Source organism: Actinacidiphila acididurans (genome assembly GCF_016918855.1).
Classification (GTDB): domain Bacteria; phylum Actinomycetota; class Actinomycetes; order Streptomycetales; family Streptomycetaceae; genus Actinacidiphila; species Actinacidiphila acididurans.
In genome coordinates this window covers 207,340-228,218 of sequence record NZ_JADKYB010000006.1, presented here as the reverse complement: position 1 = coordinate 228,218, position 20,879 = coordinate 207,340, and the positions used below count along the sequence as shown (strand labels likewise).

The window sequence follows — 20,879 nt, the reverse complement described above, 5'->3', positions numbered from 1 at the left end:
GGCAAGGGCGTCCAGGCCGTGGCGAAGGCCGTCGCCGCCGCGGACGCCGCCGCCCTGTCCGCCGCGCTGCGCACCGACGGCACGGCTGTCGTCGAGGTCGACGGCGAGAAGGTCACTCTTTCCCGGGACGAGGTGATCGTCACGGAGACCCCGCGCGAAGGGTGGTCGGTCGCCTCCGACGCCGGAGCCACCGTGGCCCTCGACCTCGAGATCACCCCCGAGCTCCGCCTTGCCGGGCTCGCCCGGGATGTCATCCGGCTCATCCAGGACGCGCGCAAGAATTCTGGTTTTGACGTGGCTGACCGGATTCATGTCCGGTACCGCTCGTCCGACCCGGACCTCAGCGCTGCGCTCGACTCGCACGCTGCGCTCATCTCCGAGGAAGTCCTTGCGGTTGGCTTCGCCGAGGGTGAGGCCGAGGACGGGTTCGGCTCCGCCTTTGCCGACGATGCGCTGGGGTTGACCTTCGTCTTGCGTAAGGCCTAGCGCCCCTAGGTTTTCCGGGCGAGCCCGGCGTCAGAAGTGTCACCGCACAAAAGGGCCGGGCCCCTACGGGGGAAAGTACTTCCCCCGGGGGCCCGGTCCTTACAAGCAAGCGCAGCGCTTAGTTGTCGTCCTCGTCGATCAGAAAGCCGCGCATCGGCGTGGGGGCACCCTGCAAGGGGGAGGGGCCCTGGGGCCGAACGGGAGCCATGGGCTGGGTCATCGCGGGCGACATCTGCTGCTGGCCGCCGTAGGAGGGGGCGGGGGCGTGGCCGCCCATGCCTTGGCCGCCGCCGTAGGAGGGGGCGGAGCCGTTGTGGCCCATGGCACCGGCGCCGGCGGGGGTCATGCCGCCCATGCCCGCGCCCATGGAGCTGCCGCTCATGGAGGAAGCGGAGGGCAGGGACGGCGCCGCCGGGGTGGTGCGCGGCGGGGCGAGCGAGTCGTCCGCCTGGTTCTCGAGCTGACGCAGCTGCGACTCCAGGTAGGACTTCAGCCGGGTGCGGTACTCCCGCTCGAAGCCGCGCAGGTCCTCGACCTTGCGCTCCAGGGTGGCCCGGGCGGACTCCAGGGAGCCCATGGCCACGCGGTGCTTCTCCTGGGCGTCCCGCTCCAGCGCGTCGGCCTTGGCGCGGGCGTCCCGCTCCAGACCCTCCGCGCGGCTGCGCGCCTCACCGACGATCTTGTTGGCTTCGGACCGCGCCTCGGCGATGGCCTGGTCGGCGGTCTGCTGGGCCAGCGACAGGACACGGGCGGCGCTGTCGCCACCGGGGCCCTGCTGCTGCATGGGGTGCCCACCCATGGGGCCGGGACCCTGCTGCATCGGGTTCTGCTGCATGGGGTTCTGCTGCATCGGGTGCTGGCCCATGGGACCGGGGCCCTGCTGCATCGGGTGCTGGCCCATCGGGCCGGGGCCCTGCTGCATCGGGTGCTGACCCATCGGGCCGGGACCGTGCTGCTGGGCACTCGGACCAGCCGGAAGCTGCGGCGCGCCGCCGGGCAGTTGGGGCGGACCCATCTGCTGCTGGGGCATCTGCTGCGGCACCGGCTGCGGTCCGGATATGGCGGCGGGCACAGGACGATCCTGGGGCTCCGGCTTGCGCATGCCCTGCTGCTGGTTCTGCGCGGCAGCACGGGTGGCAGCGGCAAGTTTGGCCCGCAGGTCCTCGTTCTCGCGGAGCAAGCGGGTCAGTTCCGCCTCCACCTCGTCGAGGAAGGCGTCCACCTCGTCCTCGTCATAGCCCTCGCGCAGGCGGACGGTCGTGAACTGCTTGTTCCGCACGTCCTCGGGAGTCAGCGGCATCTCTTCACCTCAACGTGATCGTCGACATATCGGGAGCCCGCACCGTTCACATCAGTCTCCCGACGACGGAGATCAGGATGTACACGATGATCATCAATACGAAGAAGGACAGGTCGAGCGCCACGCCCCCGAGACGTAGCGGCGGAATGAACCGCCGCAGAAGCTTGAGTGGCGGATCGGTGACAGTGTAGGCGCCCTCCAGGACCACCACCATCGCCCTCCCAGGGTGCCATGAACGGGCGAACTGGAAGACGTAGTCCATCACCAATCGGAAAATCAGCACAAACAGGAAGCAGTACAACGCGATGTACAGCACCTGGAGTGCGACACTCATCGCGCTTCCCTCTCCCCTGCTCGTCCGGCCCACGGCCGGAGCTCGTCGGCCTGTGGCCGGGCCCTACGGTTGCTTCTCGCTCAGCTCTGGTTGAAGAACCCGCCCTCTGCGATCCGGGCTTTGTCCTCCGCCGTGACATCGACGTTAGCAGGCGAGAGCAGAAACACCTTCTGCGTCACCCGCTCGATGCTGCCGTGAAGACCGAAGACCAACCCGGCAGCGAAGTCGACCAGACGCTTGGCGTCCGTGTCGTCCATCTCCGTCAAGTTCATGATCACCGGCGTCCCCTCACGGAAGTGTTCCCCGATCGTACGGGCTTCGTTGTACGTCCGGGGGTGAAGTGTCGTGATCCGGTACGGCTCGCGCTCTGACACGACCTTGGGCATGATCACCGGTGCGTTCTTCTCCAGGCTGTGGCGTTCGGGATGACGTTCGGGTGTGATGGATGCCACGGGCGCGATCCGCGGTTCGCGGGGTGCCGGGGCGGGGACCAGGCGCGGCGGCTCGTCCTGCGGCAGGTGCGGGACCGGCGGCGGGACGGGCTGACGCCGCGGGGCGCGCTCCGGCTCCGGGGCGGCCCGGCCGCTGGGTGGCGTGGCCACCTCGGGCTCGAACTCGTCGTCGGGGTCGAAGCCCGGCCCGTCGTATCCGTCGTCCTCCACGAGGCCGAGGTAGACCGCCATCTTGCGCATAGCGCCGGCCATTCTCTGCGTCCTCTCAGCGGGTTGCCGTCCTCGGCCGCCCGGGAGACGGCCGCCGCACCATATTTATGCTGTGGTCCGATTGTTGGTGACGTTACCGGAGCCCGGGACGGACTCCGAGTACCGCCGTTCCGACGCGTACATGTGTCGCCCCGGCGGCCACCGCTTCCTCCAGATCCTGGCTCATCCCTGCGGAGACCATGGTTGCAGCAGGATGCGATTCGCGCAGGCTGGACGCGATTTCCAGCAACCGGTCGAAGGCGGCCCTGGGTTGGCCGGCATAGGCACCGGTCAGCGGCGCGACGGTCATCACTCCTTCGAGTCGCAGCCCCGGCGCGGCGGCCACCGCGTCGGCGAGCGCGGGCACCACGTCGGGCGCCACCCCGCCGCGGTCGCCCTGCGTTCCGGACTCGGCGTCCAGCGCGACCTGCACCAGGCAACCGACCTCCCGGCCGCGGGCGGTCGCCGCCGCGGACAGGGCCGAGACCAACCGGAGCCGGTCCACCGAGTGCACGTGATCAGCGTAACGGACCACGGAGCGCGCCTTGTTGGTCTGCAACTGGCCGACGAAGTGCCAGGTGAGCGGAAGGTCGGCGGTCTGCTCGGCCTTGGCGGCGGCGTCCTGGTCGCGGTTCTCGGCCACCTGCCGCACGCCGAGCGCGGCCAGTCGCCGTACGTCGTCAACCGGATGCGTCTTGGTGACCACGATCAGGGTGACTTCGGCGCGGTCCCGGCCGGCGGCGGCGCACGCGCCGGCGATCCGCTCCTCCACTCGCGCCAGGTTCGCGGCCAGTCGGGCCGATCTGCCGTTGTCGTCGGGGTCGTTCACGCGGTGCCGTCCAGCCAGATGTAGCCCGCGAGCCGGCCGGTGCGGCCTTCGCGGCGGTACGAGTAGTGATCGGGGGATTCCAGGGTGCACACGGCGGGAGTCTCGTGCATCCGTACGCCCCGGCGCGCGAGTTGGGCACGCACGCCGGCGCTCACGTCGACCGCCGGTGTGCCCCAGCTGGTCTCGGCGTACGCCTCCGGGACCACGGCGGCCACGTCGTCGCGCATCGCGGCGGGCACTTCGTAGCACTTACCGCACACCGACGGGCCGAGCACCGCGATCATCCGGTCGGGGTCGGCGCCGAGTGTGAGCATCGTCTCAATCGCGGCGGGGACCACGCCGGCCACCATGCCCGGGCGTCCGGCGTGCGCCGCGGCGACCACTCCGGCCACCGGGTCGGCGAGCAGCACCGGTACGCAGTCCGCAGTGAGCACCGCGAGGGTGATGTCGTGTCGCGTGGTGACCAAGGCGTCAACCTCGGGCACCGGAGCTTCACCCCAAGGAGAGTCGACGACGGCGACGTCGCGACCGTGCACCTGGTTCATCCAGACCACCCGGGCCGGGTCGCGGTCCAGTGCCGCGGCCGCCCGTTCCCGGTTGGCGCGGACCGCGGCGGGGTCGTCGCCGACCGCGCCGCCGAGGTTGAGGCCGTCATAGGGAACGGCGCTCACTCCGCCCCACCTGTCGGTGAAGGCGAAGTGCGCGCCGTCCACTGCCGTGCGATGTCCTATCACTGCCGCGCGGTCACTTCAGGAAGTCCGGGACGTCGAGCTCCTCGGCCGCGGAGTCCTGGTACGGCCGGGCCGGCGGCACGACCGGCGGGATCACCGGCGGCACCGAGGTCTCGGCGGGCGGCTCGTCGGCGCTGTCCCGCTCGATCGGGGAGGACGGCAGCGGGAGGCTGCCGGGGCCGCTGCTGAACGACGGGGACGGGCGGGAGTCGCCGCGTGCCGGGGTCTCCTCGCGGGCGGCGTAGGAGGAGCCGCGTCCGGAGTCCCGGCTGCCCTTGGCCGGCGGCTGGCCGCCGTCGAAGCCGGCCGCGATCACGGTGACCCGCACCTCGTCGCCGAGGGCGTCGTCGATGACCGCGCCGAAGATGATGTTGGCCTCGGGGTGGGCGGCCTCGCTGACCAGCTGGGCGGCCTCGTTGATCTCGAACAGGCCGAGGTCGGAGCCGCCGGAGATGGACAGCAGCACGCCACGGGCGCCGTCGATGGACGCCTCGAGCAGCGGGGAGGAGATGGCCATCTCCGCCGCGGCCACCGCCCGGTCGTCGCCGCGGGCCGAGCCGATGCCCATCAGCGCCGAGCCGGCCTCCGACATCACCGACTTCACGTCGGCGAAGTCCAGGTTGATCAGGCCGGGGGTGGTGATCAGGTCGGTGATGCCCTGCACACCGGAGAGCAGCACCTGGTCCGCGGAGCGGAAGGCGTCCAGCACGCTCACCTGGCGGTCGGAGATGGACAGCAGCCGGTCGTTGGGGATCACGATCAGCGTGTCGACGTTCTCGCGCAGCCCGGCGATGCCGTCCTCGGCCTGGTTGGCGCGGCGGCGGCCCTCGAAGGTGAACGGGCGGGTGACCACGCCGATGGTGAGCGCGCCCAGCGAGCGGGCGATGTTGGCGACGACGGGCGCGCCGCCGGTGCCGGTGCCGCCGCCCTCGCCCGCGGTCACGAAGACCATGTCGGCGCCCTTGAGGACCTCCTCGATCTCCTCGCGGTGGTCCTCGGCGGCCTTGCGGCCGACCTCCGGGTTGGCGCCGGCTCCCAGACCCCGGGTCAGTTCCCGGCCGACGTCGAGCTTGACGTCGGCGTCGCTCATCAGCAGGGCCTGCGCATCGGTGTTGATCGCGATGAACTCGACGCCCTTGAGACCGACCTCGATCATCCGGTTGATGGCGTTGACGCCACCGCCGCCGATGCCGACGACCTTGATGACTGCGAGGTAGTTCTGCGGTGCTGCCACGTCGAAGGCCTCTCGCCTCGAGTTACGAATCGTGTGGGACGGTCGGTACTGTCCGCCGGTGCCGTTCCGAACCCTGACCCTCAGGTTTAGGGTTACCGGTGTGCCGGTCCTGCGTTCCCTTTGGGACGAGACACTAAGTCGACAAGGCGTAGCGGTTCAACGAACACGCCGAACCTCCCGTTTTTCTTTTCACCCTATGTGATCACGCCGACAGTCGTGGTACCAGGGGTACGCCCGGCCCGACGATGCCGCCCACCTGCCCGTCAACTTCCGGCCGCGGCAGGAGCCGTGGGGGCGCTGACGTCGTACCGGACCGCGCCCGGCTGGGCCTTGAGGAGCGCGGCGAGCACCGCGGCCTTGGCGGGTCCCTGCTCCGGGCTGCCCCACATCACCCGGCGGCCGCCGGAGAGTTCGACGGTGATGCCGTCGTAGGAGCCCACCTGGATTCCGGTGGCCCGGGCACGCACCGATTCCGGCAGGGCGGCGGCGACCTCAATGGCCGCGTGCAGCAGTCCGGTTGTGCCGAACTGACGCAGGCTCGCCGCCGTGGGGGTCAGCCGCAGCAGCGGTACGCCGGCCGGCACCCGGGGGACGGTGGCGAACCGGACACCATTGCGGTCGACTTCGGTCCAGCCGCCGGAGGTGCGGATGGCGGCGGCCGCCACCCGTTCGGTGACCGTCACGTCGACGGTGTGCGGCCAGGAGCGGCGCACCGACACGTGGTCGATCCGGGGCAGCGCGGCCAGCAGCCGCCGGCGCACCGCCCCGGTGTCCACCGAGACCAGCGCGCCGCCCAGCGGCACCCGCGCCGCCCGCACGACCTGATCGGCCGTCAGGTCCCGGGTGCCGTGCACGGTCACCCGGTTCGCCCGCAGCAACGGCGAGCCGTAGACGACCCAGGTGCCGCCGCCGAGCAGCACGGTGGCCAGGACGAGCGCGATCAGCACAGTGCGGCGGCCCGGCGGAGCGAACCGGAACCGGCCGCCCTCGCGGCCGCCCGCAGCCGAGCCCGCGCCCGAGCCGCGGACCGTGCCCGGCGGCGCGGGCCGCGATCCGGCGCCGGGCGCCCCGCCGGGCACCCGCGCCGGACCGGCCGCCTGCGGCTTGACTCTCGGTCCGGTCACCTCGGGCCTCCTGTGTACATCGGCGCCTGTCCTGGACGGGCGTGCCGCGGCTATCGTCCCCGGCCCGCGCCCACGGCGTCGTACACCATGCCGACCAGCAGGTCGTCGGCGTCGCGGCGGCCGAACTCGGCGGCGGAGCGCGACATGGCGTACAGGCGGTGCGGGTCGGTGAGCACCGGCAGCACGTTGGACAGCACCCAGTCCGTGCTGAGGTCGGCGTCGTCGACCAGCAGGCCGCCGCCGGCCTTGACCACCGGCTGGGCGTTCAGCCGCTGCTCGCCGTTGCCGATCGGCAGCGGTACGTAGGCGGCGGGCAGGCCGACCGCGGACAGTTCGGCGACGGTCATCGCGCCGGCCCGGCACAGCATCATGTCGGCGGCGGCGTAGGCGAGGTCCATGCGGTCGATGTACGGCACCGGGCGGTACGGCGGCATGCCGGGCATGTTGTCCGACCGGGGCAGTTCGTTCTTCGGGCCGACCGCGTGCAGGATCTGGATGCCGGACTGCTGAAGGCGCGGGGCGACGGTCGCGATGACCTCGTTGAGCCGGCGCGCGCCCTGCGAGCCGCCGGAGACCAGCAGCGTGGGCAGGTTCTGGTCCAGGCCGAAGGCGTGCCGGGCCTCGGGGCGGGCCGCGCCCCGGTCCAGGGTGGCGATGGTGCGGCGCAGCGGGATGCCGATGTAGCGGGCGTCGCGCAGCTTGCTGTCGGGGGTGGCGACGGCGACGCCGTGGGCGTACCGGGAGCCGATCTTGTTGGCCAGGCCGGGGCGGGCGTTGGCCTCGTGCACCACGATCGGCACGCCGAGCCGCTTGGCGGCCAGGTAGCCGGGCAGCGCCACGTAGCCGCCGAAGCCGACCACGCAGTCGGCCTTGGTGCGCTCCAGCACCTGCTCGGCCGCCTTGATGGTGCCGCGCAGCCGGCCGGGCACGGTGATGAGTTCCGCGGTGGGCCTGCGGGGCAGCGGCACGGCCGGGATGAGCGCCAGCTCGTAGCCCCGCTCGGGCACGAGCCTGGTCTCCAGTCCCCTCTCGGTGCCCAGCGCGGTGACGCCCACGGTGGGGTCGTGCCTGCGCAGGGCATCGGCGAGCGCGAGCGCGGGCTCGATGTGGCCGGCGGTCCCCCCACCGGCGAGTACGACATGCACCGAAATTCACCGCTCTCCGGACGGCCGCCGTCTGGCCCGCCGTCGCATCGTCCGTGTCATCGCCCGTCTGATGGGCGCGATCCTCGACTGCCGCCCCCGCGCGGCCAGGGCCGCTCGCGCGGCCGGCTCGTCCCTGGCGAAGCAGATGAGCAGCCCGACGGCGAACATGGTCGGCAGGAGGGCCGAGCCTCCGTAGGAGAACAGCGGGAGCGGGACACCGGCGATCGGCAGCAGGCCGAGCACCGCACCGATGTTGATCACGGCCTGGGCCATGATCCAGGTGGTCACGCCACCCGCTGCGAACCTGACGAAGGGGTCCTCCGTACGACCGGCCACGCGGATACCCGCGTAGCCTAGTGCCGCGAACAGTGCCAGCACCGACAGTGTCCCCGCCAGGCCCAGTTCCTCGCCGGTCACGGCGAAGATGAAGTCCGTGTGCGGCTCGGGGAGTTCACCCCATTTCTCCACGCTCGCCCCGAGTCCGGAACCGAACCAGCCGCCGGAGGCGAGGGCGTAGATCCCGTGCACGGCCTGCCAGCACTGGTCGCCGGTGCCCGGGTCGCTGGCGCCGATGCAGTGCAGCCGGCCCATCCGGTTGGGGTTGGTGGCCACCGCCAGGGCGGCCAGCGCGCCGGCGCCGGCCAGCACTCCGGCGAACAGCCGGGTGGGCGCGCCGGCCAGCCACAGCATGCCGAACAGGATCGCGGTGAGGATCATGGTGGTGCCCATGTCGCCGCCGAGCATGATCAGGCCGAGCAGCAGCACCGCGACCGGCACCAGCGGGACCAGCAGGTGCTTCCATTGCACCAGCATGTTCTTGTCGCTCTTGCGGGCCAGCAGGTCGGCGCCCCACAGCACCAGGGCGAGCTTGCCGAACTCGCTGGGCTGGAGCTGGAAGGGCCCGCCGATCGAGATCCAGTTGGTGTTGCCGTTGACGGTCTGACCTATCCCGGGCACCTGGACCAGCATCATCAGGAAGACCGCGCCGAGCAGCAGCGGGTAGGCCAGCGCGCGGTGGGTGCGCACCGGCAGCCGCACCGCGGCCCACATCAGCACCGCGCCGATGGCGACGGCCAGCAGTTGCTTGCGGAAGTAGAAGGTGGACGGCAGGCCCAGCCGCAGTGCCTGGATCATCGAGGCGCTGTACACCATCACCAGGCCGAGCACGGTGATCAGCGCCCCGGCGCCCAGGATGACGTAGTACGCGGTCAGCGGCCGGTCCCAGGCGACCCGCAGCCGCCCGGGCAGCCGAGCCAGGCCACGCAGGGCGCTGCCGCGCGGCTGCGCGGGCGGGCGGGGACGCAGTCCGGCGGGCAGCCGGGCGCCGGGGCGTCCGGCCATCACCCGCTGCGCGCCCTCCCGCCCGCGCGGCACCCGTGGGTACGCGGCGGCGCGGCGGGCGGCGCCCGGCGGCGGCAGCGCCCGCCCGGCGGAGCCGCCGCCGGGGCGGCCCCGGCCGGGGACCGTGGGGCCACCGCCGTGGGCGGTCGAGCGATCTGCCGTCATGCGTCCCCTCCGTCGGTGCGTCGCGGTCGCCGGCGCCCAGGCGTGCGGTTACGCCGGCCGGTCGCCGGTCGCGGGCAGGGCGCGTACGGCGTCCGCGAACATGTCGCCGCGCACGTTGTAGTTGGTGAACATGTCCATCGACGCGCAGGCCGGCGCCAGCAGAACCGTGTCACCCGGGCAGGCGAGTCCGCGGGCCGCGGCGACGGCCGCGGCCATCGCCCCAGTGTCGGTCCGTTCCAGGTCCACCACCGGGACCTGCGGGGCGTGTCGCGCCAGCGCGTCGCGGACCAGGGCCCGGTCGGCGCCGAACAGCACGGCTCCACGCAGCCGGTCCGCGGCGCCGCGTACCAGGTCGTCGAAGGTGGCGCCCTTGGCGAGGCCGCCGGCCAGCCACACCACCGACGGGTAGGCGGCCAGCGACGCCTCGGCGGCGTGGGTGTTGGTGGCCTTGGAGTCGTCCACGTAGGTCACCCCGTCCACCACGGCGACCTCGGCGATGCGGTGGGCGTCGGGCCGGAAGGCGCGCAGGCCGTCGCGGACCGCCTCCGGCGGCACCCCGTAGGCGCGGGCGAGGGCGGCGGCGGCCAGCGCGTTGGCGATGTTGTGCGGCGCGGGCGGGTTGACGTCCCCGGTCTCGGCGAGCTCCTGCGCGTTGCGCTGCCGGTCGGCGACGAACGCGCGGTCGACCAGGATGCCGTCCACGACCCCGAACTGGGAGGGACGCGGGGCACCGAGGGTGAAGCCGATGGCCCGGCAGCCCTCCTCCACGTCGGCCGCGCGGACCAGGTCCTCGGTGGCCGGGTCGGCGACGTTGTAGACGCAGGCGACCTTGTTGCCGTGGTAGACGCGGCCCTTGTCGGCCGCGTACGCCGCCATGGAGCCGTGCCAGTCGAGGTGGTCGGGGGCCAGGTTGAGCACGGCCGCGGAGTGCGGGCGGATGCTCGGCGCCCAGTGCAGCTGGTAGCTGGACAGTTCCACGGCGAGCACGTCGTACTCCCGCTCGCCCAGGACGGCGTCCAGCACGGAGACGCCGATGTTGCCGACGGCCGCGGTGCGCAGGCCCGCGGCCTCGAGGATCGCGGCGAGCATCCGGGTGGTGGTGGTCTTGCCGTTGGTGCCGGTGACCGCGAGCCAGGGCGCCGCGTTCGGTCCGCGCAGCCGCCAGGCCAGCTCCACGTCGCCCCAGATCTCCAGGCCGGCCTCTTCGGCGGCCCGGAACAGCGGGCTGGTGGGCTTCCAGCCGGGGCTGGTGACCACCAGCTCGGTCCCGGCCGGCAGGGTGTCGCCGTCGCCGAGGCGGACCGGGATGCCCAGCGCCTCCAGTTCGGCCGCCTCGGCCTGCTGCCGCTCCCCCGCGGTGCCGTTGACCACCGTGACCCGGGCGCCCAGGCCGTGCAGCACCTTGGCGGCGGGCACGCCGGAGACGCCGAGCCCGGCCACGGTGACGGCGGTGTCCTTCAGCTCCGCGGCGGCGGTCACGACGCCGCCACCCAGGCCGCGTAGAACACGCCCAGCCCGACGGCCATGCACATGCCCTGGATGATCCAGAACCGGACCACGACCAGGACCTCGCTCCAGCCCTTGAGCTCGAAGTGGTGCTGAAGTGGCGCCATCCGGAAGACCCGCTTGCCGGTCAGGCGGAAGGAGCCGACCTGGATGATCACGGACATGGTGATCAGCACGAACAGGCCGCCGAGGATGGCGAGCAGCATCTCGGTGCGGGAGCAGATCGCCAGGCCGGCCAGCGCGCCGCCCAGGGCGAGCGAGCCGGTGTCGCCCATGAAGATCTTGGCGGGCGAGGTGTTCCACCACAGGAAGCCGAAGCAGGCGCCCATCAGGGCGGCGGCGACCACCGCGAGGTCGAGTGGGTCGCGCACCTCGTAACAGGCGCCATTGGCGCTGACCGGGGCGCCGCACCACTGCCCGTACTGCCACACCCCGATGACGGTGTAGGCGGCGAAAACCATCACCGAGGCGCCGGTGGCCAGGCCGTCCAGGCCGTCGGTGAGGTTCACGCCGTTGGACATGGCCAGGATCATGAACAGCGCCCAGATGACGAAGATCACCGGGCCGACCGACCAGCCGAAGTCGCTGGTGAAGGAGAGCTTGGTGGACGCCGGGGTCTGCCCGCGTGAGTCGTGGAAGTTCAGCGCCAGCACCGCGAAGGCGATGCCGACGATGAGCTGGCCGGCCATCTTGGCCTTGGCCCGCAGGCCCAGGCTGCGCTGCTTGACGATCTTGATGTAGTCGTCCAGGAAGCCCACCAGGCCGAGGCCGGCGGTCAGGAAGAGCACCAGCACGCCGGACATGGTCGGCTTGTCACCGGTGATCACCTTGGTCGCGGCATAGGCGACCAGGGTGGCCAGGATGAACGCGATGCCGCCCATGGTGGGCGTGCCGCGCTTGCTGTGGTGGGCCTTCGGGCCGTCGTCCCGGATCATCTGCCCGTAGCCGCGGGAGGCCAGCAGGCGGATCAGCAGCGGAGTGCCGATCAGTGACAGGAACAGTCCCAGGACGCCGGAGACGAGGATCTGCTTCATCGCGCGGCACCCTCGCGGGCCGCGGCGTCCGTCCCGGAGCCGCCGGGCGCCTGCCCGGTCAGCGCCAGGGCGACCGTCTCCAGTCCGATCGACCGCGACGCCTTCACCAATACGACGTCCCCTGGTCGCACCTGCGTGCGCAACAGGCCGATCGCCGCCTCAGCGTCGGACACGTGCACCGACTCCTCACCCCACGAACCCTCGTTGTAAGCGCCCATTTGCAGCCAGGCGGCTTCGATACCGCCCACGGCCACGAGCTTGCTGACGTTGAGCCGGACGGCCAGCCGCCCCACCGCGTCGTGCTCGGCGAACGACTGCTCGCCGAGTTCGGCCATCGCACCCAGTACCGCCCACGTCCGGCCCCCCCGGGCCTCAGCGGACCGGCCCATCGCGGCCAGTGCGCGCAGGGCAGCCCTCATGGAGTCGGGGTTCGCGTTGTAGGCGTCGTTGACGACCGTCACGCCGTCGGGCCGCTCGGTGACCTCCATCCGCCACTGCGACAGGGGGCCGGCCGCGGAGAGCCCGGAGGCGATCTCCCCGGCAGGCATGCCGAGTTCACTGGCGACGGCGGCTGCGGCGAGCGCGTTCGACACGTGGTGCTCACCGTACAGGCGCAAGGTCACATCGGCGCACCCGGTCGGTGTTCGCAAGCTGAAGACGGCCTGTCCGCGCTCATTGAGCCGGACATTCTCGGCGCGCACCTGCGCCTGCTCGCTCTCGCCGAAGAACACCACGCGGGCCTTGGTGCGGCTGCTCATGGCGCGTACCAGCGGGTCGTCGGCGTTCAGCACGGCGACGCCGCCCTGCTCGGCGGCGGGCAGCGCCTCGACCAGTTCGCCCTTGGCCTGCGCGATCTGCTCCTTGCCGCCGAATTCGCCGATGTGAGCGGTGCCCACATTGAGGACGACGCCGATCCGGGGCGGGGTGAGCCCGGTCAGGTAGCGGATGTGGCCGATGCCACGTGCGCCCATCTCCAGCACGAGATGACGGGTGGCCGCGTCGGCACGCAGCGCGGTCAGCGGCAGCCCGATCTCGTTGTTGAGCGAGCCCTCCGGCCAGACCGTGGGGGCGATCCGGTCCAGGAGCTGCGCGATCAGGTCCTTGGTGCTGGTCTTGCCCGCCGAGCCGGTGAGCGCCACCACAGTGGCGCCCAGGTGCTCGATGACATGCCGGGCGAGCCGGCCGAGGGCGGCCTGGACGTCGTCCACCACGATCGCGGGCACGCCCAGCGGGCGGGCGGCGAGCACCACGACCGCGCCCTCGGCGACGGCCGCCGCGGCGAAGTCGTGCCCGTCCACGCGCTCCCCGGCGAAGGCGACGAAGAGCGCGCCCTTCGCCACCTCCCTGGAGTCCCTGACCACGGGCCCGGTGACCCGTACGGCACTGTCCGGTATGTCGTGCATGCTCCCGCCGACCGCCTGGGCGATCTCGGCGAGGGTGAGGGGGATCACAGCTCTTGTCGGTCCTTCTCGATCGCGGCGCGCAGCACCTCGCGGTCGTCGAAGGGGCGTACCACTCCGGCGATGTCCTGGCCCTGCTCATGGCCCTTTCCGGCCACCAGTACGACGTCCCCGGGTCGCGCACGGGCGACGGCGGCGGCGACGGCGGCGGCCCGGTCGGGCTCGACGATGACGTGTCCGCGCTGGTCGGCCGGCACCGTGACGGCGCCCTCCAGCATCGCGGCGAGGATCGCCAGCGGGTCCTCCGAGCGCGGATTGTCCGAAGTGAGGACCGCGGTGTCGGCGAGCCTGGCGACGGCCGCTCCCATCGGTCCCCGTTTGCTGCGGTCCCGGTCGCCGCCGCAGCCGAGCACGGCGTGGATCCGGCCGCCGGTGGTGGAGCGCAGCGCGCGCAGCACCGACTCGACCGCGTCGGTCTTGTGCGCGTAGTCCACCACCGCCAGATACCGCTGGCCGGCGTCCACCCGCTCCAGCCGGCCCGGGACGCCCGGGACGGCGGCGACGCCGTCCGCGGCGGTCTGCGGGTCCAGCCCGGCGGCGGCCAGCGCGGCGATCGCGGCCAGCGTGTTGGCGATGTTGAACGGCCCGGGCAGCGGCGCGGTGGCCCGCACCCGCTCGCCCTTGGGGCCGACCGCGGTGAAGCGGCTGTCCATCAGGCCGGCCTCGACGTCCTCCGCGCGCCAGTCGGCGTCCAGATTGCCCTCCGCGGAGAAGGTGACCACCGGCACCGATGCCTCGGCGACCAGCCGCCGCCCATAGGCGTCGTCCAGGTTCACCACGCCGAGCCGGCTGCGGCGCGGGGTGAACAACTGCGCCTTGGCCTGGAAGTAGTCCTCCATGCCGGAGTGGAACTCCATGTGCTCCGGGCTGAGGTTCGTGAAGACCGCCACGTCGAAGACGGCCCCGTCCACCCGGCCCAGCACCAGGGCGTGGCTGGAGACCTCCATCACGACCGACTCCACGCCGCGCTCGCGCATCACCGCGAACAGCGCCTGCAGGTCGGTGGCCTCCGGGGTGGTGCGCTCGCTCTTGATGCGCTCCTGGCCGATCCGGGTCTCCACGGTGCCGATCAGCCCGGTGGCCCCGGCCGTCGCCGCCCGCAGGCCGCCCTCGACCAGGTAGGAGGTGGTGGTCTTGCCGGAGGTGCCGGTGATGCCGATGCGCAGCATCCCCTCGCCGGGCGAGCCGTACACCGCGGCGGCCAGCTCCCCCATCTCGGCCCGGGGGTCGGGCACGGTCAGCACCGGCAGCCCGGTGGCGGCGGCGCGCTCGGCGCCGGCCGGGTCGGTCAGTACGGCCACCGCGCCGGCCGCGGCGGCCTGGCCGGCGAAGTCGGCGCCGTGCACCCGGGCGCCGGGCAGCGCGGCGTACAGGTCGCCGGGGCGTACCGCCCGCGAGTCATGGGTGATGCCGGTCACGGGGACCAGTTCGGCCGCCCCCGCGGGCGGCTCGGTCCCCAGCCGGGCGGCCAGGACGTCCAGCGGGGTCGGGCGGGGGTGCGCCGGCCGGGGCGGCCCCGGCCGGATGAGGGTCGGCTGATCAGCGTTGGGCACGGCGGTGAGGTTACCCGGCCGCCCGGGGTCCGGGCCAAAAGGCCCCGAGGGCCGGGGGCGCGGGTCGCGCTCCGCGACCGCACCGCCCCCGACCTGGACCGGGTCCGGTTTCTTCATGATCATCCCGCCTTCCGCGGAGTGGCGGCGGTGCCGCCGGCCGGGGCGGCTGCGGCCTGATTGGGGTCGAACGTGACCGGCAGGTCCGGGGCCTTGCTGCCGGACGGCGGCACCCGCAGGGTCTTCAGGGCGAACTCCATGACCTGCTTGAACACCGGCCCGCAGATCGAGCCGCCGAAGTAGCTGCCGCGGGTCGGATTCTGGATCACGCAGGAGACGGTCACCCGCGGGTCGTCGGCGGGCGCGAAACCCAGGAACGAGGAGGTGTAGCCCTTGTACCTGCCGGTCAGCGGATCCACCCGGTTGGCCGTACCGGTCTTGCCGGCCACCCGGTAGCCGTCGATCCGGGCCTGGATGCCGGTGCCCTGCTCGTTGCCGACCACGGACTCCAGCATCTGCGAGAGGGTCCGCGCGGTCTGCGGGCTGACCACCCGGGTCCGCTGCGGCGCGGGCGACGGCACGAAGCGGCCGTCCGGCCCGGTGATGCCGCGGATCAGGGTGGGCTGCACCCGGACCCCGCCGTTGGCGATGGTCGAGTACACCGAGGTGGCCTGGAGGGCGTTGACGGACAGGCCCTGGCCGAACGGGATGGTGAACTGCTGTGACGCGTTCCACTTGTCCGGCGGGGCCAGGATGCCCGGGGTCTCACCGGGCAGGCCGATGCCGCTGGGCCGGCCGATGCCGAACTTGCGCAGGTAGGAGTAGAGCACCTGGTTGGCCTGCGGCTGGGTGGGGCCGAGCTGCTGGGTGGCCAGGATGGTGCCGATGTTGCTGGACTTGGCCAGCACCCCGTTGAGGGTCAGGGACCAGGTGCCGTGGTCCACGTCGTCGTGGAAGAGCCGGTCGGCCCGCGGCAGGGTGCCGGGGACGGTGACGTGCGTGGTGGGCGTCGCGGTGCCGGTGTCGATGACGGCGGCCATCGACATCAGCTTGCTGACGCTGCCGGGCTCGTACGCGTCCTGCACCGCCGGGTTGCCGAGCGCCTTGGGGTCGGCGTGCGCCAGGTCGTTCGGGTCGTAGCCGGGGGCGTCGGCCATGGCGAGGACCTGGCCGGTACGGGAGTCCTGGACGATGACGTAGCCGCGGTCGGCCGCGGACTGCTTGACCTGGGCGCTGATCGCGCTCTGCGCGGCCCACTGGATGTCCCGGTCTATGGTCAGCTCGATGTCGTCGCCGGGGACCGCCGGGCGCTCCTGGGCGCCCGCGGTGGGGATCTGGCGGCCGTTGGACTGCTCGTACCGGACCTTGCCGTTGGTGCCGGCCAGTTGCTTGTCGAACATCGACTCCAGGCCGCCGGCGCCCTGGCCCTGGCTGTTGACGAAGCCGATCACGCCGGCCGCGAGGTCGCCGTTGGGGTACACCCGCTTGGTGTGCGGCTCGCTGGAGATCCCGGCCAGCACGTCGGCGCCCTCGCCGCGGGCGGCCTTGTCGGCGAAGGAGTTCTGCAGGTCCTTGATCTGGTTCCACACCTGCGGGGACTGCTGGCGGGCGATGATCTGGTAGCGCGAGCCGGGGGTGGACAGCTGCCGGGCGATCGCGGTGGCGTCGCCGCCGACGATCGGCGCGAGCAGTTCGGCGGCCTGCTGGGGGGCGTCGTCGACCTTGGACTGGGCCGGGGTCAGCAGGTACGGGTCGGCGATGATGTCGAACGCGTCCACGGTGGTGGCCAGCGCCACACCCGAGCGGTCGGTGATCGTGCCGCGGTCGGCGGTGACCTCGTGGGTGACCCAGCGGTTGACGGCGGCCTTGGCGGCGTACGCGGGGGCGTCGACCACCTGCACCTGGAGCAGCCGCACCACGAAGACGGCCATCACCAGGGTGATCCCGACGCCCACCAGGCGCAGCCGCGGCCGGGGCCTGCCGAGCCGCACCGACCGCGCTGCGCCGCTCCCTGCCGGTGCCGGGCGGGGGCGGCCCGGTCCCGACGCGCCGGGCCGGCGGTACGGCCTGGGCCGGCCGGCGCCGCGGGTGCCTCCGGCGGCGCCCTGCCCGGCGGTACGGGTGCCTCCGGCGGCGCCCTGTCCGGCGGTACGGCTCACGCGTCCGGCGCCCTGGGCGCTCCGGCTCGCGCTCGGCGAAGGCCGGCCCGAGCTCTGGGTGGTGCCGCCGACTCCCTGACCTGCTCGGCCCGAGCTCTGGGCACTTCCCCCGGCTCCAAGACCGCCTCGGCCTGCGCCTTGCGCACTCCCGCCAGCCCCGAGACCGCCTCGACCCGCGCCCTGCCCGGACCGACCCACTCCTCCGCCGCTCCGGCCCGAGCCCTGGGCACTTCCCCCGGCTCCAAGACCGCCTCGGCCTGCGCCTTGCGCACTCCCGCCGGCCCCGAGACCGCCTCGACCCGCGCCCTGCCCGGACCGACCCACTCCTCCGCCGCTCCGGCCCGAGCCCTGGGCGCTCCCGCCGACTCCCTGACCTGCTCGGCCCGGGCCCTGAGCACTTCCCCTGGCTCCAAAACCGCCTCGGCCTGCGCCTTGCGCACTCCCGCCGGCCCCGAGACCGCCTCGACCCGCGCCCTGGGCGCTCCCGCCGGCTCCCTGACCGCCTCGGCCTGTCCCCTGGGCGCTCCCGCCCTGCCCGGATCGGCCCCCGTCCTCACCGCCTCGGCCCGTGCTCCGGCCTGCCCGGCCCGGCTGGCCGGCTCGGCCCGGCTGGGCGCCGCGGGCCGCTCCCCGGGCGTTTGCGTTCGGCCCCTGGCCGTGGCCGCCGGCGGCGCCACGGCCGGAGCGGCTGTCCGGACCGTCGGGGCCGTCCTGGCCGCCACGTGCTCCTTGGCTCACGTCGTCACCTGCCGGTGGTCGGGGTCGGTACGGCGGGCGGTGCGCCGGCCGGGGGCTGGGCGGCCGGCGACGGGCTCCGGCCCAGGGTCTGCGGCTGGGTCCGGCCCTGCGGCAGACCCTGCGCCGAGGGCGTCGTGGTCGATGTCGTGGGCGGCGGCGCGGGCGGGGCGGTCGCCGCCTGCGGCGAGCCGTGGACCGTGCCGTCGGGGTTCAGGAAGGCGGGGTTCGCGCCGGGCACCATGCCCAGTTCACGGGCCCGCTCGGCGAGCGGGCCGGGCGCGCCGTAGCCGTCCACCTCCTGCTGGAGCTGCTGCTGCTCGTCGGTGTACTGGGTGGTCTCCTTCTCCAGCTTGTTCAGCTTGAAGGAGTCCTGGTTGACCGCGGAGTTCAGCAGCAGCAACGCGATGAGGCCGCCGGCCAGGAGCGTCACGACCAGTACGACGAACGGAGTGCGGGCGGCGGTTGCGGCGGCGCTGCCACCGGGCCGGCCGCGCGGCGGCGTACTCACAGCGCGTCCTCCCGGATGCGTTCGGCGCCGCGCAGCCGGGCCGGCGCCGCCCTGCGGTTCTCGGCGATCTCGTCCTCCGTGGGCAGCTCGGCCCCTCTGGTGAGCAGCTTCAGCCGCGGCTGGTAGCGCTCGGGCACCACCGGCAGGCCGGGCGGGGCGGTGTTCGCGGCGCCGGCCCCGAGGACCTGCTTGACCAGCCGGTCCTCCAGCGAGTGGTACGACAGCACGGCGATCCGGCCGCCGACCGCGAGGGCCGCGACCGCGGCCGGGACCGCCCGCTCCAGCACGGTCAGCTCACCGTTGACCTCGATGCGCAGCGCCTGGAAGGTGCGCTTGGCCGGGTTGCCGCCGGTGCGCATGGCCGCCTGCGGCAGCGCCTTGCGGATCAGCTCCACCAGGCGCGCGCTGGTGGTGAACGGATCGCGCTCCCGCTCCCGTACCACCGCGTCCACGATCCGGCGGGCGAACTTCTCCTCGCCGTAGGTGCGCAGGATCCGCACCAGCTCGCCCGGCGGGTAGGTGTTGAGGACCTCGGCCGCGCTGATCCCGGTGGTCTGGTCCATCCGCATGTCCAGCGGGGCGTCCTGGGCGTAGGCGAAGCCGCGTTCGGCCTCGTCGAGCTGCATGGAGGACACGCCCAGGTCGAACAGCACGCCCTGGACCCGCGGCACCTCCAGCCGGGCCAGGACCTCGGGCAGTTCGTCGTACACCGCGTGGACCAGGGTGGCGCGGTCCCCGAAGGGTGCCAGCCGCTCGGCGGACAGCTTCAGGGCGACCGGGTCGCGGTCCAGGGCGATCAGCCGGGCGGCCGGGAAGGTGGTCAGCAGCGCCTCGCTGTGGCCGCCGAGGCCCAGGGTCGCGTCGACCACGACGGCCCCGGGCGCGGCAAGCGCGGGGGCCAGCAGGTCCAGGCAGCGGCGCAGCATCACCGGGACGTGGCGCGACTCGTCGGGGCGCCGGTCCGCTGGCGTGTCGTTCATCGGGCTCGTTTTCCGGTCGGGTCGGGGTCGGGTGCCGTCGGGTGTCTCGGGTGCCGTGGGGATTCGTCGGGATTCGCGGGGATTCGCGGTGAGGGGTCGTCGGGAGTCGTCCCCCGCAGTCTGCCGCAGAGCCGGGCCGCCGGTGGCCGGCGGGTGGCCCGCCGGTCGGGTGGCGGGAGGTCGGGGCGCTCCGGTACGGGCGGGGTGGACGTAGGGCCGGGTCCCCGCCCGCTCGGCAGAAACGTTCCCCTGGCACCGGGGAAGTGGCGCCAGCGAAACCGGGAGCGGGAGGAGGCCGAGCCGTACGTCCGCGCGCGGGGCGTCGGCACGAGGGGGACGCGGTGGAGCGCGCGGATCCTGGGGGCCGCGCTCACAGTAATCCGGGCGGAACCTCCTGGGACAGGTCCGAAAAGGTGTCTTCCTGGGCCGCCAGATAGCTCTCCCATGCCTCGGCCGACCAGATCTCCACCCTGCTGTTGGCGCCGATCACCGCGCAGTCGCGGACCAGCCCGGCGTAGTCCCGCAGCGGCTGCGGCACGGTGACCCGGCCCTGCTTGTCGGGCACCTCGTCGTGGGCGCCGGCGAACAGCACCCGCAGGTAGTCCCGGGCGGGCTTGGACGTGAGCGGCGCGGCGGAGAGCTGCTGGGTGGCCGCCTTGAAGCCCTCCAGCGGCCACACGCACAGGCAGCGCTCCTGCCCGCGGGTGATCACCAGGCCGTCGGCGAGCTGCTCACGGAACCGGGCCGGGAGCACCAATCGGTTCTTGTCGTCCAGCCGCGGGGTGTACGTCCCGAGGAACATGCACACCTCCCGCAGACGGCACCACTTCGCGCCACTTTACTCCACCATCACCCACCGTCAACGAAACGCCCGCCTGGCGTGCCCTGCTGTTGAGGGGTCGCGCACGCTACCGTCAGAGACATGTCGATATCTGCCAGCGGTTCGCCCGAGGCCCCCGCGCCCACCGCCACCGCTTCCGTTACCGATCGGCTCGTCGCGGCCAACCAGCAGTACGCCTCCGAGTTCCACGACCCGGGGATGGACGCCCGTCCGGTACAGCAGGTGGCGGTCGTCGCCTGCATGGACGCCCGCATCGACCTGCACAAGGCGCTCGGTCTGGAACTGGGCGACTGCCACACCATCCGCAACGCCGGGGGCGTGGTCACGGACGACACGATCCGTTCCCTGACCATCAGCCAGCGCGCCCTGGGCACCCGTTCGGTGGTGCTGATCCACCACACCGGGTGCGGCCTGCAGTCGATCACGGAGAGCTTCCGTACCGACCTGGAGGCCGAGGTGGGGCAGCGGCCGACCTGGGCGGTGGAGGCGTTCACCGACGTGGACCAGGACGTGCGCCAGTCCATGGCCCGGGTGCGGACCTCGCCGTTCCTGGCCCACACCGACGACGTGCGCGGCTTCGTCTTCGACGTGCACACCGGCCTGCTGCGGGAAATCACGAACGAGTAACGGCAGCGGAGTGACGTGGGCCGCCGTTCAAGGGAAGAATGCATCGTGCGGCACCACTCGCCCGTAGCGAGCGTTGCGCACTTCGG

Annotated in this window: 19 protein-coding genes; 2 read left to right on the top strand and 17 right to left on the bottom strand. The window is 73.0% G+C overall.

Going from position 1 to position 20,879, the window contains the following annotated elements; genetic code table 11:
* Positions 1-18 precede the first annotated feature (18 nt).
* Positions 19-486 carry a DUF5915 domain-containing protein gene (locus ITX44_RS43005; protein WP_504739963.1) on the top strand — a complete coding sequence of 156 codons (468 nt, stop codon included), beginning with the start codon at positions 19-21 and terminating at the stop codon, positions 484-486.
* Positions 487-604: 118 nt separating this feature from the next.
* On the opposite strand, the gene ITX44_RS13380 is transcribed toward ITX44_RS43005, so the two are convergent.
* From ITX44_RS13380 to mraZ, 17 genes are all read right to left on the bottom strand, one after another.
* A complete protein-coding gene (locus tag ITX44_RS13380) occupies positions 605-1,786 on the bottom strand; it encodes a DivIVA domain-containing protein (RefSeq protein ID WP_205357380.1) in 1,182 nt (393 codons plus the stop codon).
* Positions 1,787-1,832: 46 nt separating this feature from the next.
* Positions 1,833-2,120 (bottom strand): YggT family protein, encoded by a 288-nt coding sequence (locus ITX44_RS13375; protein WP_205357379.1) that lies wholly within the window; start codon positions 2,118-2,120, stop codon positions 1,833-1,835.
* Positions 2,121-2,200: 80 nt separating this feature from the next.
* Positions 2,201-2,824: a cell division protein SepF gene (locus ITX44_RS13370; RefSeq protein ID WP_205357378.1), complete on the bottom strand. Its 624-nt coding sequence runs from the start codon at positions 2,822-2,824 to the stop codon at positions 2,201-2,203.
* Positions 2,825-2,915: 91 nt separating this feature from the next.
* Positions 2,916-3,650: a YggS family pyridoxal phosphate-dependent enzyme gene (locus ITX44_RS13365; RefSeq protein WP_205357377.1), complete on the bottom strand. Its 735-nt coding sequence runs from the start codon at positions 3,648-3,650 to the stop codon at positions 2,916-2,918.
* Entirely contained in the window at positions 3,647-4,384 is a 738-nt protein-coding gene (pgeF, locus tag ITX44_RS13360) for a peptidoglycan editing factor PgeF (protein WP_205357376.1), read from the bottom strand. Before pgeF ends, ITX44_RS13365 begins: the two co-directional genes overlap by 4 nt.
* A 10-nt stretch (positions 4,385-4,394) precedes the next feature.
* Entirely contained in the window at positions 4,395-5,615 is a 1,221-nt protein-coding gene (gene ftsZ, locus ITX44_RS13355) for a cell division protein FtsZ (RefSeq protein WP_205357375.1), read from the bottom strand.
* Positions 5,616-5,878: 263 nt separating this feature from the next.
* The gene (locus ITX44_RS13350; protein ID WP_205357374.1) at positions 5,879-6,739 is read right to left on the bottom strand and encodes a cell division protein FtsQ/DivIB; all 861 of its coding nucleotides are present in this window, start codon (positions 6,737-6,739) and stop codon (positions 5,879-5,881) included.
* Between the two features lie 50 nt (positions 6,740-6,789).
* Positions 6,790-7,884, bottom strand: a complete 1,095-nt coding sequence (gene murG, locus ITX44_RS13345) for an undecaprenyldiphospho-muramoylpentapeptide beta-N-acetylglucosaminyltransferase (protein ID WP_205357373.1) — start codon at positions 7,882-7,884, stop codon at positions 6,790-6,792.
* Positions 7,885-7,890: 6 nt separating this feature from the next.
* A complete protein-coding gene (gene ftsW, locus ITX44_RS13340) occupies positions 7,891-9,390 on the bottom strand; it encodes a putative lipid II flippase FtsW (protein WP_372440901.1) in 1,500 nt (499 codons plus the stop codon).
* Between the two features lie 48 nt (positions 9,391-9,438).
* Positions 9,439-10,869 carry a UDP-N-acetylmuramoyl-L-alanine--D-glutamate ligase gene (murD, locus tag ITX44_RS13335; protein ID WP_307795249.1) on the bottom strand — a complete coding sequence of 477 codons (1,431 nt, stop codon included), beginning with the start codon at positions 10,867-10,869 and terminating at the stop codon, positions 9,439-9,441.
* Positions 10,866-11,930 carry a phospho-N-acetylmuramoyl-pentapeptide-transferase gene (gene mraY / locus ITX44_RS13330; protein WP_205357372.1) on the bottom strand — a complete coding sequence of 355 codons (1,065 nt, stop codon included), beginning with the start codon at positions 11,928-11,930 and terminating at the stop codon, positions 10,866-10,868. Before mraY ends, murD begins: the two co-directional genes overlap by 4 nt.
* The gene (locus tag ITX44_RS13325) at positions 11,927-13,381 is read right to left on the bottom strand and encodes a UDP-N-acetylmuramoyl-tripeptide--D-alanyl-D-alanine ligase (RefSeq protein ID WP_205357371.1); all 1,455 of its coding nucleotides are present in this window, start codon (positions 13,379-13,381) and stop codon (positions 11,927-11,929) included. The genes mraY and ITX44_RS13325 overlap by 4 nt, the downstream gene beginning before the upstream one ends.
* Positions 13,378-15,066, bottom strand: coding sequence for a UDP-N-acetylmuramoyl-L-alanyl-D-glutamate--2,6-diaminopimelate ligase (locus ITX44_RS13320; RefSeq protein WP_372440900.1), 1,689 nt, complete (start codon positions 15,064-15,066; stop codon positions 13,378-13,380). Before ITX44_RS13320 ends, ITX44_RS13325 begins: the two co-directional genes overlap by 4 nt.
* Positions 15,063-16,931 carry a peptidoglycan D,D-transpeptidase FtsI family protein gene (locus ITX44_RS13315; protein WP_372440899.1) on the bottom strand — a complete coding sequence of 623 codons (1,869 nt, stop codon included), beginning with the start codon at positions 16,929-16,931 and terminating at the stop codon, positions 15,063-15,065. Before ITX44_RS13315 ends, ITX44_RS13320 begins: the two co-directional genes overlap by 4 nt.
* Positions 16,932-17,841: 910 nt before the next feature.
* The gene (gene ftsL, locus ITX44_RS13310; RefSeq protein ID WP_205357370.1) at positions 17,842-18,345 is read right to left on the bottom strand and encodes a cell division protein FtsL; all 504 of its coding nucleotides are present in this window, start codon (positions 18,343-18,345) and stop codon (positions 17,842-17,844) included.
* Positions 18,342-19,325, bottom strand: a complete 984-nt coding sequence (rsmH, locus tag ITX44_RS13305) for a 16S rRNA (cytosine(1402)-N(4))-methyltransferase RsmH (RefSeq protein ID WP_205357369.1) — start codon at positions 19,323-19,325, stop codon at positions 18,342-18,344. The genes ftsL and rsmH overlap by 4 nt, the downstream gene beginning before the upstream one ends.
* 370 nt (positions 19,326-19,695) lie before the next feature.
* Positions 19,696-20,127, bottom strand: a complete 432-nt coding sequence (gene mraZ / locus ITX44_RS13300; protein WP_205357368.1) for a division/cell wall cluster transcriptional repressor MraZ — start codon at positions 20,125-20,127, stop codon at positions 19,696-19,698.
* A gap of 120 nt (positions 20,128-20,247) precedes the next feature.
* On the opposite strand from mraZ, the gene ITX44_RS13295 reads away from it, so the two are divergent.
* Positions 20,248-20,793, top strand: coding sequence for a beta-class carbonic anhydrase (locus tag ITX44_RS13295; RefSeq protein ID WP_205357367.1), 546 nt, complete (start codon positions 20,248-20,250; stop codon positions 20,791-20,793).
* Positions 20,794-20,879: the final 86 nt, after the last annotated feature.

Coding starts and splice junctions, on each gene's coding strand:
- ftsW (WP_372440901.1), bottom strand. CDS start 9,390: ATGACGGCAGATCGCTCGACCGCCCACGGCGGTGGCCCCACGGTCCCC.
- ITX44_RS13295 (WP_205357367.1), top strand. CDS start 20,248: ATGTCGATATCTGCCAGCGGTTCGCCCGAGGCCCCCGCGCCCACCGCC.
- ITX44_RS13380 (WP_205357380.1), bottom strand. CDS start 1,786: ATGCCGCTGACTCCCGAGGACGTGCGGAACAAGCAGTTCACGACCGTC.
- ITX44_RS13375 (WP_205357379.1), bottom strand. CDS start 2,120: ATGAGTGTCGCACTCCAGGTGCTGTACATCGCGTTGTACTGCTTCCTG.
- ITX44_RS13320 (WP_372440900.1), bottom strand. CDS start 15,066: ATGATCATGAAGAAACCGGACCCGGTCCAGGTCGGGGGCGGTGCGGTC.
- ITX44_RS13370 (WP_205357378.1), bottom strand. CDS start 2,824: ATGGCCGGCGCTATGCGCAAGATGGCGGTCTACCTCGGCCTCGTGGAG.
- mraY (WP_205357372.1), bottom strand. CDS start 11,930: ATGAAGCAGATCCTCGTCTCCGGCGTCCTGGGACTGTTCCTGTCACTG.
- mraZ (WP_205357368.1), bottom strand. CDS start 20,127: ATGTTCCTCGGGACGTACACCCCGCGGCTGGACGACAAGAACCGATTG.
- rsmH (WP_205357369.1), bottom strand. CDS start 19,325: ATGAACGACACGCCAGCGGACCGGCGCCCCGACGAGTCGCGCCACGTC.